The sequence below is a fragment of the Burkholderia sp. A2 genome (assembly GCF_001729305.1).
GTDB lineage: Bacteria > Pseudomonadota > Gammaproteobacteria > Burkholderiales > Burkholderiaceae > Burkholderia > Burkholderia sola.
Genome location: NZ_LZXX01000105.1, coordinates 322,543 through 335,173 on the forward strand (window position 1 = coordinate 322,543; position 12,631 = coordinate 335,173).

The following is a 12,631-nucleotide window of genomic DNA, read 5'->3' on the forward strand; positions in this document are numbered from 1 at the left end:
GTGGGACACGCGTTCGCGTCGATCGTCGTCAGTGCGCGCAGGAACGCGTTGGCGTGTGTTGTCGCCGTGGCGCCGGCCGGCGTTGTTTCTGCCGCGGACGTATCTTCAAGCCGCCGCGGACCGCCCTTGTGGCTGGGCGAGGTGCGCCAGCCCGAGGCTTTCCAGCGTCTGGGCCTGGATCGATGCTGCCTGGGCGTTGAGGGCGTCGGCGCCGAACGACTGGCCCACGACCACACGGGCGGGCCGCGTGCCGTTTGCCTGTTCGGCGAGCTGCACGATTGCATCGGCGACGTCGTGCGGGTCCGGCGCGTGGTCGCTCGCGAACAACGCCATCAACGTCTCCACCATCTTGTCCGGAATCGCACCGGCTTCACCGTAGCCGGCGGCGCGCGCGGCGTCGGCGGGCCGCTGCGCGCTGGCGAAGATATGCGTTGGATAGTTGCTGGGTTGAACGAGAACGACGTCGATGCCCAACGTCGACAATTCATAGCGGTAGCTGTCAGTCAACGCTTCGATCGCAAACTTCGATGCGCCGTAGAGACCGAAGAACGGAAACGTCACGCGGCCGAGTATCGAGCCGATGTTCACGATCAGGCCTTCACCCTGTTTCCTGAAGGTCGGCAATACCGCTCTCGACGTTCGCTGGATACCAAATACGTTCACGTCGAAGAGTGCCTGTACCTGCTTGGTCGTGAACGCCTCGGAAACGCCGGCCGACCCGATACCTGCGTTGTTGACGAGGACGTCGAGACGCCCGGTATTGTCCAGCACGGAAGCGACGCCGCGCTCGACGGACGCATCGTCCGTCACGTCGAGTTCGACGACATGCGCGCCGCTCGCCCGGAGGGCATCGGCATGAGGCCGGTTGCGGCCGGCGACGTCACGCATCGAGGCGAATACCCGGTGCCCTGCACGCGCGAGCGTTTCCGCGGTGTCGCGGCCGAAGCCGCTGCTGGCGCCGGTGATCAGAATGGTTCTGGACATGTCGAGTGTTTCCCAGCAAGAAGGTTGGAGGACCGCAACCGCATCCGTACGTGCAGGTCCGATGCGGTCGAGATGAAACGTGCGATGTCGTTGAACCCCCGGGCGGCCGGTGTCTTCATCGCGTTGCCACGCAGTCTAGGCTTTGCCCGGAAACCGGGCTATAGTCGTAAATGACATTAATAGTGGTATTTACGACATGAGATTGACGATCCTGGCCCTCGAGGGCCTGTTCGATACCGGGCTGACGGTACTGCTGGATACCTTCGCGATGGCCAACGAACTGGCTGCCGCCCAAGGCTTCGCCGCACCGCCCTTCGAGGTGACGGTGGCTGGCGTGCGCAAACGCATTCGTACCGCGCATGGATTGTCGATGCTGGTGGAGCCGGCAAGCAGCGTACGCCACGCGGACTGGGTGGCCGTGCCCGCGCCCGGTATCAGAGAGCCGGAGCGCCTGATCGAGACGCTGCGGCGTCGGGACGTGTGCGATGCGATGGCGCACCTTCGTGCGTGGCATGCCGATGGCGTCGGCGTCGCCGCCGCTTGTATCGGTACGTTTTTGCTGGCCGAAGCCGGGCTGCTGGATCATCGCGAGGCGACAACGACCTGGTCGCTGTCGCCTTTTTTCCGTCAACGTTATCCGGCCGTCGATCTGAACGATTCGCGGATGGTCGTCGCCGCGGATCGCGTGGTCACCGCAGGATCGGCCATGGGCCATCTCGACCTTGCGCTGTGGTTGCTGCGTCAGGCCAGTCCCGAACTGGCGACGCTCGTGGCTCGCTTCATGCTGATCGACAAGCGTTCGTCACAGGCCGAATACATCATTCCGGATTACCTTGCGCACGCCGATCCGTTGATCGCGCGATTCGAGCGCTGGGCCCGCGAGAATCTTTCCCTCGGTTTCTCGCTGCAGACGGCGGCCGCCGCACTCGCCGTCGGACCGCGCACGTTGCAGCGCCGTACCGAGGCGGTACTCGGGAAGTCGCCTTTGGCGTTCTTCCAGGATCTGCGAATCGAACGGGCGCAGACACTCGTGTCGATGGGTTACGACCTGGAGACGATCGCAGGCGAGGTGGGCTACGCGGATTCGGCGACGTTGCGGGCCTTGTTGCGTCGCAGGCTCGGCCGCGGGGTGCGGGAATTGCGTGCCGACAATCGGTAGCGAATCGGTAGCGCCCCCGGTACGGATCGGCATGGCTTCGTCAATGGCGAGCGCTTCGGCTTCGAGGACCGTCGCTGCGAATGCCGAAGCGAGGCTCCGTGGGTTCCGCCGGAACAGCACTAGCGCGCGCCGACGCCCCCGTGAATGCCCGTCAGTTCGACCACGAAATCCAGGAACGCGCGCGTCTTGGCCGGCACGTGATGCCGGGACGGGTAGTACGCGTATAACGGATACCGCTCGTCGGCCCATTCGGGAAAGAGATTGATCAACCGGCCGTCGGCGATCAGCGGCTCGGCGCCGAGCAGCAGCATCTGCGCAATGCCGGAACCGGCGAGGCACGCATTGAGCAGCGCGCCCGGATCGTTGACCGTCAGGCGTCCGCGGGTGTCGACCACGATGCGTTTGCGCCGGCGATGGAATTCCCACGTGAACGGCTTGCCTGTCTCCGGATTGCGAAACTCCAGGCAGCGGTGGCTGCGGTTTTCGAGGTCCTGGGGTTTGGCCGGCCGCCCCCGGCGTGCGATGTACGAGGGCGCCGCGACCGTCACGACGCCGGTATCGAGCAGCTTTCTCGCGATCAGGCTGGATGCGCGCGGTTCGCCGAATCGCACGGCGAGGTCGAAGCCGTCCGTGACGAGGTCGCCCAGGCTGTCTCGCGCGATGAGCTCGATTTCGAGGTCGGGATGCGCGTCCATGAACGCATCGAGCCGTGGCCCGAGAATGGCCCGGTAGACGACCGGATCCAGATTGATCCTCAGCCTGCCGCGCACGGCGGAGACGCCTCCTGCCGCCGCCGCCGCGGCTTCCTCCAGCCCGGCGAGATGGGGCATCACCTGCTCGTAAAAGCGGCGCCCTTCTTCCGTCAGCGAGACGGACCGCGTCGTTCGGTTGAAAAGCCGGATGTTGAGCCTTTTTTCCAGCCGCGCAATCGCTCGACTGACGCCCGGCGGCGTCATGCCGATGACGTCGGCGGCAGCCGAGAACGTCCCGGCATCGACCACGGCGGCGAATACGCTGATGCTGCCGGACAGTTTCTCGCTATTGGATCTCATGGTTGTTCGAGTGAATACGGATGGCGAATCGCGCGCGCCCCACTGAAGGCCGGCACGCCAACGCCGCACAGCGCAGCCATTCGGGCGTCGGTGTCGATCATGCCGAATTGATGACGCGTTGTCACTTATCTGATGCCGTCCATGTCGTTTTGTTTTGGTCGGCATTTGTCGACAATGCGACCCGCGTATTCACACACGGAGAACGAGCAATGTATGCAATCACGGGAATCACCGGTCAGGTCGGCGGCGCGCTGGCGCGCGAGCTACTGGCCTCGGGTCGGTCGGTCCGCGCAGTGGTGCGCGACACGACGCGGGCAGCGGTGTGGGCGGAGCGCGGGTGTGAGATGGCGACCGCCTTCATGGAAGATCCTTCGTCGCTCGCCGCCGCGTTCGCCGGCGCGGCGGGCGTTTTCATCCTGCTGCCGCCGGTGTTCGATCCGGCGCCCGGGTTTCCCGAAGCGCGGAAAGTGATCGAGGCCGTATCCGCCGCGCTTCTGAAAGCGCGCCCCGAAAAGGTCGTGTGCCTGTCGACGATCGGCGCGCAGGCCGACGAGACCAATCTGCTCACGCAACTCATGCTGATGGAGCAGACGCTGCGCGAGATGCCGATGCCGGTGACGTTCCTGCGGCCCGGCTGGTTCATGGAGAACGCCGCGTGGGATGTCGCGTCCGCGCGCGACGAGGGCGTCGTCGCCAGTTACCTGCAGCCGCTCGACAAGCCCGTGCCGATGGTCGCGACCGCGGACGTGGGCCGCGTTGCGGCGGAACTGCTGCAGCAGACGTGGAGTGGGGTGCGCGTCGTCGAGCTCGAGGGGCCGCACCGGGTGAGCCCCAACGATCTCGCGCTGGCCTTCGCTCGCGTGTTGGGCCGTGACATGCGCGCGGAGGCCGTCGACAGGCGAACGTGGGAAGCGCTGTTCCGCTCGCAGGGCATGAAGCATCCGCTCCCGCGCATGCGCATGCTGGACGGCTTCAACGAAGGCTGGATCGATTTCGAAAGTAATCCTGACGGCATCTTGCGCGGCCGTGTCGAGCTGGACACGGTTCTGGGCGAGCTCATGTCGCGTACGGTCTGATTGAATGCGGCGGGCGACGCGTGGCGCGCTTGCGCTACGCCCGCCCATGCAGCGGATTTCCCGTCGGACGGATAGTGGCTTCCGTGTCGAAGGGATGTCGCAAATGTCGCCATTAATGTCATTTATGACTATGGCGAACGACCTCGTCCCGCGTCTAGACTGCGAAGCATTTCCGGCATCCGCAGGCCCCTCCTGCGGCTCGGTCCGACAGAGGCCAATCCGATGACATTTTCGCCAGAACTTCACCTGCTGACGCTGACCGCGATCGCGACGCTGCTGATGTGGATCCCCTACATGCTGGCGAGAATCGTCACGCGTGGCCTGATGGCGGCCTTGAGCAATCCCGATCCGTCCTTCCCGCCTGATCCGCCGTGGGCGGAGCGCGCACGGCGCGCGCATGCGAACGCGATCGAGAATCTCGCCGTGTTCGCTCCGCTCGTATTGATGTGCGCAATGACGGGAGCGAGCAGCCCGGCGACGGTGTTCTCGGCCAGGCTCTATCTGGGCGCGCGGCTGGTTCACTACGTCGTCTACGCCGCAGGCATTCCGGTGGTTCGCACGATCGCTTTCCTGACCGGTTTCGCGGCAACGCTCACGTTCGCTGTTGCGCTGCTCGGCCATGCGACCTGACCGTTTCCCGCCGGGTCTTGCCCGTTCGCTTACTTAAGAGGTCAATATGAAATCGACTCCCGGCAGCATCCTCGACACGATCGGCAACACGTCGCTCGTCCCGTTACGACAGGTTGTCCCGAAGAACGGTGCGCGTCTGTTCGTCAAGCTCGAAAGTCAGAATCCGACCGGCAGCATGAAAGACCGGATCGCGCTCGCGATGATCGAAGCGCCTGAGCGCGATGGGCGTCTGAAGCCCGGCGGCGCGGTGGTCGAGTACACCGGCGGCAGCACGGGCGTGTCGCTCGCGCTGGTGTGCGCCGTCAAGCGGCATCCGCTGCATCTGGTCTCATCGGATGCGTTCTCGAAGGAGAAGCTGGATCACATGCGCCTGCTTGGCGCGAAGCTGACGCTCGTCCCGAGCGACAACGGCAAGCAAACCGAAAAGCTGACGAAGGACATGATTCGCGAGGCGCATCGGATTGCCGGCGAGACGGGCGCATACATCACCGCGCAGATGGAAAACACCGATCAGCTCGACGCTTATACGAAGATGGCCGACGAGATCTGGGAGCAGACCGGCGGCCGTCTCGACGGTTTCGTCCAGAGCGTCGGCACGGCTGCGTCGCTGCGCGGGATTTCGCGGCGCTTGCGCGAGCATGACGCACGCATCCGGATCGCCGGTGTCGAGCCGGCCGAATCGGCGGTGCTGTCGGGTGGGCCGACCGGCGCGCACAAGATCGACGGAATCGGCGCGGGCTATGTCGTGCCGCTTTGGCGCGACGGCATCGCGGACGAGCTCGAGCGCGTCACGACGGAGGACGCGAGAGCCATGGCGTTCCGACTGGCCGCCGAGGAGGGGCTGTTCTGCGGTACGTCGACCGGCGCCAACGTAACCGCCGCCTTGCGACTCGCCGAGCGGCTCGGCCCGGACGCCACGATCGTGACGATCATGTGCGACACGGGCATGAAGTATTTGAAGTCGTTTGCGCAAACGATCGGTTGATGGCTTGGGGGGATCGTAGGCCCCGGCTTTTTACGCGTGAACCTGCCCGTTCTTCGCGAGGCGCGTGGCGAGTATGGACAACGCGTCGTACGCGTCGCGCGCGGCAGGATCCCACGCGCCGATCGCGCGCAATGGCGCCAGTGGTCACGATGGTCAGTCGAGACATGGCGATTCTCCGGCGGCGGCCCCGCACGACCGTCGCACCGTTGCGACGCTCAGTCGTGCCTGATCGCGATGGTCTTCAGCGCGGTAAAGCCGAGCAATGCCTCGAAGCCTTTCTCGCGGCCATATCCGCTTGCCTTCACGCCGCCGAACGGCAGTTCCACGCCACCCCCGGCGCCGTAGTTGTTGATGAAGACCTGTCCGGCCTGCAGCTTGCGCGCGAGCCGCAGCGCGCGAGCGCCGTCGCGCGTCCACACGCCCGCCACGAGGCCGTACTGCGTGCCGTTCGCGAGTGCGACCGCCGCGTCTTCGTCGTCGAACGGCATGGCCGCGAGCACGGGGCCGAATACCTCTTCCTGAGCGAGTTCGCTGTCGGGCGGCACGTCGCGGAACAGGACCGCTTCCTGGTAGTAGCCGGCACCCGATGCGCCGGCCGCGATGGTGCCGCGCGCCGCCACGCGAATGCCGTCGGCCTGCGCGCGCTCGACGATGGCCCGGACCCGGGCATGCTGCTTCGCGTTGACGAGCGGCCCCATCTCCAGATTCATCGACGGCGGCCCCGAACGCAGCCGCGCAAATTGCTGAGCGAGACGATCGAGCACGCGCTCGTAGACGGCGCGCTGGACGAGCAGGCGGCTGCCGGCCGAGCAGGTCTGCCCCGCGTTCTGCACGATCGCGTTGACGATGACGGGCAGCGCCTGGTCGAGATCGGCATCGTCGAACAGTAATTGCGGCGACTTGCCGCCCAGCTCGAGCACCGCCGGGCAGTGACGCTCGGCGGCCGCGCGGCCGACCAGCGCGCCCGTTCCGGTCGATCCGGTAAACGAGATGTGGCGAATGCCGGGATGGGCCGACAGGGCCGCGCCGGCTTCGCCGCCCAACCCCGTGACCACGTTGACCGTGCCGGCCGGAAAGCCGACCTCGGCCGCGATTTCGGCCAGCCGCAGAATGGACAGGCTCGCATCCTCCGCCGGCTTGACCACGCACGCATTGCCGGCGGCGAGCGACGCACCGACCGAGCGACCGTAGATCTGCATCGGGTAATTCCACGGAATGATGTGGCCGGTCACGCCGATCGGTTCGCGCACCGTCAATACCGTGAACCCGGCGGTGTAGGGCAGCGTGTCGCCGTGCAGCTTGTCGACGCATCCGGCGTAGTACTGGAGGTAGCGCGCGAGCACCGCTGCGTCGGTACGTGCGGTGTTCAGCGCCTTGCCCGTGTCGCGCGCTTCGAGCTGCGCGAGCTCGTCGGCATGCCGCGAGACGGCCGCGGCGTACGCGAACAGCAAGTTGCCGCGCTCGACCGGCGACAGCTTCGCCCACGGGCCGTTGAGCGTGTCGCCCATCGCGCGCTGGGCGGCGGACACGGCGTGCTGCACGTCCGTCGCATCGCCGCGCGCGATCGTCGCGAACGGTTCGCCGGTGCTCGGGTCGACGACGTCGATCCGCGCGCCGGTATGCGGCGCGACGCGGGCGTTGTCGATGTAGTGATCAAATTGCATGGGTCATTCCTCGATCGATGCGGGATTCGCGACGGTGTGCGCAATCGCGGCGCCCAGTTCTTCGGTGCTGGCCGTGCCGCCCATGTCGCGGGTGCGCGGGCCGGCGACGAGGACGGATTCGATGGCCGCCACGATTTCGGCGGCCGCGGCTTCGTAGCGCGATTCGCCGCGACCGAGGTGTTGAAGCAGCAACGCGGCCGACCAGATCTGGCCGATCGGATTCGCGATGCCGCGGCCCGCGATATCAGGTGCCGAGCCGTGCACCGGCTCGAACAGCGACGGGAAGCGTCGCTCCGGGTTCAGGTTCGCCGACGGCGCGATGCCGATCGTGCCGGTACAGGCGGGGCCGAGATCGGACAGGATGTCGCCGAACAGGTTCGAGGCGACGACGACGTCGAAGCGATCCGGATTCTGGACGAAGTGCGCGCACAGTATGTCGATGTGATATTTGCGCGTTTCGATGTCCGGGAACGATCGGGCGATCTCCGCGACGCGCTCGTCCCAGAACGGCATGGTGATCGAGATGCCGTTGGATTTCGTCGCCGCCGTCAGTTGCTTGCGCGGGCGCGAGCGGGCGAGTTCGAATGCGAACCGGAGCACGCGATCGACGCCGACGCGCGAGAAAACCGATTGCTGCACGGCGATCTCGCGGTCTGTCCCGGTAAACATCCGGCCGCCCACCGACGAATACTCGCCTTCCGTATTCTCGCGCACGACGATGAAGTCGATGTCGCCCGGCTGGCGCCCGGCGAGCGGCGCGGGCACGCCCGGCATCAGGCGGACCGGCCGCAGGTTCACGTATTGATCGAACTCGCGCCGGATCTTGATCAGCGATTCCCATACGGCGACGTGGTCCGGCACGATATCGGGCGCGCCGACGGCCCCGAAGAAAATGGCGTCGTGCGCACCGATCTGCCGTGCCCAGTCGGCCGGCATCATCGTGCCGTGGCGAACGTAGTGATCGGTACACCAGTCGCCGAATTCGTCGAACGCGAGCGAAATGTCGAAGCGGTCCGCGGCAGCGCGCAGCACGCGCAAGCCTTCGGGCATCACTTCCTTGCCGATGCCGTCGCCGGCGATGACCGCGATGCGGTGCGGGTTCTTCATGTTGCGGGAAGCCTCCATGCCGATGCCGTCGCCCCGCACGGGGGGACAGACACGGGGACGGTGCGCGAGCCGGACCGCATCGAACTGCTGCGCGGCGGCCTTCGATACGCGACGCTGCATCCGGTCACCCCGGATCGCATCGGCATGTCTCCCGTGTCTCTTCCGTTGCGGTAACCGGCGGACTGTTGAATCTGTCCGTCGAATCTACTGCGTCGCAGGCGCCGGAAGGAAGTGCGGATCCGTGAACGGGACCTTCGAAAATCTGCAACACGCGGGGCGCGCGCCGACGTGGGGCGGCGCGGTCAGTCGTTCGACTGCCCGGCTTCACCGGCGACGAGCGAAGGCGGCGCGAACGATGCGAGGAACTCGAACAGCTTGCGCGTCGGCAGCGGCACGGCGCCGGCGCGAATGCCGACCGACATGACGCGGTTCGCCCATGGATCGTTGAGGCGAATGAAACGCAGGCGCATCGGTTCGCGAAACAGCGCGACCGCGCGCTCGGGCAGGATGCCGATGCCTTGCCCTGCGGCGATCAGCCGGCACATGGCTTCGAAGCTTTGCACCTGCACGCGGAAACGGACCGACTTGCCGAGCAGCGCCGCTTCCCTGACGAGCGAACGCGTGAGTTCCGAGCGGTCGTCGAGCGCGACCAGATCGTGGTCGAGCAACGCGCTGAAGTCGATCGAATCGCCGGCGAGCGGGTAGTCGTCGGGGACGACCACGCTGGCGCGGTCCATGCAGTAAGGAGCGAGGTGGATGCCCTCGGGTGCGGTGCGCGACGTGACGATGCCGACGTCCGCGCGGCCTTCGCGCAGCGCCTGCAGGATGTCGGAACTTCTCAGCTCGCTGATCTGCAGCTTGATGTCGCGATAGCGTTGCGAGAAGGTACGCAACTGATCGGGCAGATCCTGGCTGATCGCCGAGATGTTCGCGAACACGCGGACGCGGCCGACCGCGCCTTTCGTATAGTCGGACAGTTCGCTGTAGATCGCATCGGTGCGCAGCAGCAGGTCGGTCGCGTGGCGCAACAGCGCTTCGCCGGCGGGCGTGAGCTCGACGCCGGCCACCGTGCGGTTCAGCAGCACCACGCGAAAGTGATGCTCGAGCAGCGCGATCCGGCGGCTCGCGGTGGACAGCGACATGTGGGACTGCTGCGCGGCGCGCGACAGGCTGCCCAGCTCGGAGGCACGGACGAACAGGGCAAGGGACGTGAGATCGAACAAGCGCGGGCTCCGATTGAAACTGCGGCAAGTATGTCATCCATCGCCGCGCGCGACGGCATCGGGCGAAGTGGTGCTAACCCTGACTGGCTCTGACCGCCCGCGAATGGTGCGCCGCACACCGCGACGCCGCCGTCATGCCGCGAAGGCCCGTGTCGTGCGGGCGGTCAACGGGCGGAATCCGTTTCCGATGGCTTGTGCGTTGCACGGTACGATAGCTGCCCGCGCGTGCGTTCGAGATATTCGAAGTGCCGCTTGAAGGATTTCGCATATCGGGTGGGCGGGGCAGCCGGGTAGATTCGAACCGTCCCCTGTCGCACACACCTATATCGACAGCGACTGCACGCGTGACGACGCAAGCATGCACGCGGGGGCATCCATGAACTTTCGGAGACAAACGTGGAAATCGACGCGACCTGCAACCCGGGCGAGCTCGCCGCCCCGGCATCGGCGCACGACCTCGCCCAGGAGGACCGGATCTTTCGTCGGCTCGCCGTGCAAATCCTTCCGATCCTGATGTTCGCGTACGTCACGTCGTACATCGATCGCGTGAACGTCAGCTTCGCCAAACTGCAGATGAGCCAGCATCTGGGCTTTTCCGACGCGGTGTTCGGCTTCGGTGCGGGGATATTCTTTCTCGGTTACGTGATCTTCGAGGTGCCGAGCAACATGCTGCTGGTGCGCGTCGGGCCGCGCCGCTGGATCACGCGGATCGTCGTGTCGTGGGGCGTCGTGTCGGGATTGACGGCGTTCGTGTCCACGCCGATGCAGTTCTACGTGATGCGCTTTCTGCTCGGCGTCGCCGAGGCCGGCTTCATTCCGGCCATCGTGCTCTACATGGCCCGTTCGTTCCCGGGGCGGCGGCGCGCGCGGATCCTGTCGATGTTTTATGCGGCGCTCGCGCTGGCCGGGTTGATCGGATCGCCGTTGACCGGCTTCATTCTTCAGTATTTCGATGGGGCGATGCAGATACCGGGCTGGAAATGGATCTTCATCCTCGAGGCGCTGCCGGCATTCCTGGCCGCTTTCTACGTATGGAAGGGGCTCGACGACGACGTCACGCGCAGCGAGCGCTTCTCGCCCGCGGATCGCGCCGTCCTCGCGCGCGTGCTGGCGGAAGATCGTGCGACGACCGAGTCGACCGATCACCGCGGTCTGTTCTCGAGCTGGCTCGTGTGGGCGTTCTGCGTGATCTACTTTCTCGACGTGTTCGCGATTTACGGCTATACATTCTGGGCGCCGACGATGATCAAGCAGATGGGCATCGGCAGCGATTTCGTCATCGGCTTGCTCGCCGCGCTGCCGAACGCGGTGGCCGTGGTCGTGATGGTCCTGTTCGGACGCAGCGCGGACCGGCGCGGCGCGCGGCGGCTGCACGTCGCCGCGCTTTTGCTGATGGGCGCGACCGGGCTCGGGCTGTCGGTCGTCTGGCACGATCAGCTGTGGCTCGGCATGTTCGCCCTCTGCATCGCGAACGCGGGGCTCATCTCGTTTCCGCCGCTGTTCTGGAGCATGCCGACCGCGGCGCTCGGCACCGCGTCGGTATCGATGGGCATCGCGGTGATCAGCTCGTTCGGGAACCTCGGCGGCTTCTTTGGGCCCTATGCGGTCGGCTACCTGAAGCAGATGTCGGGCGGTCTCGCCGCGCCGCTGTTCGTGATGGTCGGGTGCCTGTTGCTGGGCATCGTGCTCACGATGCTGCTGCCGGCGCGGCTGGTCGAGCGGTAACGGCAATCCATTTCGCCGCGGTGCTGCGCCGTGGCGCCATCTTTTGACGGGAATGAAATGAAACAGCAGATTGGCCTGATCGGCGTGGGTTTGATGGGGCATGGTATTGCACGCAACGTGCTGAAGCACGGTTATCCGCTCACGGTCGTCGAGCATCCGGGCAACCAGCCGCTCGACGAACTGCTGCGCGGCGGCGTGCGGACCGTGCGGACCGCGCGCGAACTGGCCGCGCAAGTGGACGTCGTCATCCTCTGCGTGACGGGTTCGCCCGAAGTGGAGGCGGTGCTCACCGGTGAAGACGGCGTGTTGGCCGGGTTGAAGGACAACGCGATCGTCGTCGATTGTTCGACCGCCGTTCCGGAGTCGACGGTCAGAATGGCGCGGCTCGTCGAAGCGGCAGGCGGGCGCTTCGTCGATGCGCCGATGACGCGCGGCGCCAGGGAGGCGCACGAGGGCCGGCTGAACCTGCTGGTCGGCGCGACGCCCGGGTTGTTCGCGGAGATCAGGCCGGTGCTCGCGTGCTTCGCGGAAAACATCACGCACGTCGGCGATGTCGGGGCCGGCCACAGCATGAAGCTGCTGCACAACTATGTTTCGCTCGGGACCATCGCGTTGCTGTCGGAAGCCGTTGCGTGTGCGAAGCGCTCGGGCGTCGATGTCGCGATGCTCGCCGACGTGCTCGCCAACGGCGGTGGCGGCGGCGCCGCGCTGAACCGGATGCGTCCGTTCCTGGAGACCGGCGACACGTCCGCGCTGCCGTTCCATATGGCGAACGCGCTCAAGGACCTGTCGTACTACTCGGCGATGGCGGAAGGCGTCGACGCGGCGCATGCGATCGCGGCGGCTGTTACGGAGACGTACCGCGATGCCGTTGCGGGCGGGGGGGCGCATTGTCCGGTGTTGAAATTGTCGGATGTGCTGGTGGCGGCCGCCAGGCGGGACGAGGGTACGTTGCGTTGAGGGGCGAGCGGCGGTGCGTGCGGGGCAGGATCGAGGTCGAGAGGGGCAGCGCGCTCAGCGTATGAT

General features: G+C 66.1%; 11 protein-coding genes. 6 read left to right on the plus strand and 5 right to left on the minus strand.

Annotated elements, in window-relative coordinates:
• Window positions 1-105 precede the first annotated feature (105 nt).
• The gene (locus tag A9Z05_RS21925) at window positions 106-984 is read right to left on the minus strand and encodes an SDR family oxidoreductase (protein ID WP_069619910.1); all 879 of its coding nucleotides are present in this window, start codon (window positions 982-984) and stop codon (window positions 106-108) included.
• 196 nt (window positions 985-1,180) lie between these two features.
• Between A9Z05_RS21925 and A9Z05_RS21930 the strand changes: the two genes are divergently transcribed.
• Entirely contained in the window at window positions 1,181-2,143 is a 963-nt protein-coding gene (locus tag A9Z05_RS21930) for a GlxA family transcriptional regulator (RefSeq protein WP_069619911.1), read from the plus strand.
• A gap of 119 nt (window positions 2,144-2,262) precedes the next feature.
• Here the strand turns inward: A9Z05_RS21930 and A9Z05_RS21935 are convergent, their stop codons facing one another.
• Entirely contained in the window at window positions 2,263-3,195 is a 933-nt protein-coding gene (locus tag A9Z05_RS21935; RefSeq protein ID WP_069619912.1) for a LysR family transcriptional regulator, read from the minus strand.
• Window positions 3,196-3,404: 209 nt separating this feature from the next.
• Here A9Z05_RS21935 and A9Z05_RS21940 point away from each other — a divergent pair, with 209 nt between their 5' ends.
• From A9Z05_RS21940 to A9Z05_RS21950, 3 genes are all read left to right on the plus strand, one after another.
• Window positions 3,405-4,271 carry an NmrA family NAD(P)-binding protein gene (locus A9Z05_RS21940; RefSeq protein ID WP_069619913.1) on the plus strand — a complete coding sequence of 289 codons (867 nt, stop codon included), beginning with the start codon at window positions 3,405-3,407 and terminating at the stop codon, window positions 4,269-4,271.
• 222 nt (window positions 4,272-4,493) lie between these two features.
• Window positions 4,494-4,901: an MAPEG family protein gene (locus A9Z05_RS21945; protein WP_069619914.1), complete on the plus strand. Its 408-nt coding sequence runs from the start codon at window positions 4,494-4,496 to the stop codon at window positions 4,899-4,901.
• A 46-nt stretch (window positions 4,902-4,947) separates the two neighbouring features.
• Window positions 4,948-5,886: a PLP-dependent cysteine synthase family protein gene (locus tag A9Z05_RS21950; protein ID WP_069619915.1), complete on the plus strand. Its 939-nt coding sequence runs from the start codon at window positions 4,948-4,950 to the stop codon at window positions 5,884-5,886.
• Between the two features lie 215 nt (window positions 5,887-6,101).
• Here the strand turns inward: A9Z05_RS21950 and A9Z05_RS21955 are convergent, their stop codons facing one another.
• The 3 genes from A9Z05_RS21955 to A9Z05_RS21965 form a co-directional block, all read right to left on the minus strand.
• Window positions 6,102-7,550 carry an aldehyde dehydrogenase family protein gene (locus tag A9Z05_RS21955; RefSeq protein WP_069619916.1) on the minus strand — a complete coding sequence of 483 codons (1,449 nt, stop codon included), beginning with the start codon at window positions 7,548-7,550 and terminating at the stop codon, window positions 6,102-6,104.
• A 3-nt stretch (window positions 7,551-7,553) separates the two neighbouring features.
• Window positions 7,554-8,657 carry a tartrate dehydrogenase gene (locus A9Z05_RS21960; protein ID WP_069620113.1) on the minus strand — a complete coding sequence of 368 codons (1,104 nt, stop codon included), beginning with the start codon at window positions 8,655-8,657 and terminating at the stop codon, window positions 7,554-7,556.
• A gap of 302 nt (window positions 8,658-8,959) precedes the next feature.
• Window positions 8,960-9,880, minus strand: a complete 921-nt coding sequence (locus tag A9Z05_RS21965; RefSeq protein WP_069619917.1) for a LysR family transcriptional regulator — start codon at window positions 9,878-9,880, stop codon at window positions 8,960-8,962.
• 396 nt (window positions 9,881-10,276) lie between these two features.
• Between A9Z05_RS21965 and A9Z05_RS21970 the strand changes: the two genes are divergently transcribed.
• Window positions 10,277-11,605 carry an MFS transporter gene (locus A9Z05_RS21970; RefSeq protein WP_069619918.1) on the plus strand — a complete coding sequence of 443 codons (1,329 nt, stop codon included), beginning with the start codon at window positions 10,277-10,279 and terminating at the stop codon, window positions 11,603-11,605.
• A 57-nt stretch (window positions 11,606-11,662) separates the two neighbouring features.
• Window positions 11,663-12,565 (plus strand): NAD(P)-dependent oxidoreductase, encoded by a 903-nt coding sequence (locus A9Z05_RS21975; protein ID WP_069619919.1) that lies wholly within the window; start codon window positions 11,663-11,665, stop codon window positions 12,563-12,565.
• Window positions 12,566-12,631: the final 66 nt, after the last annotated feature.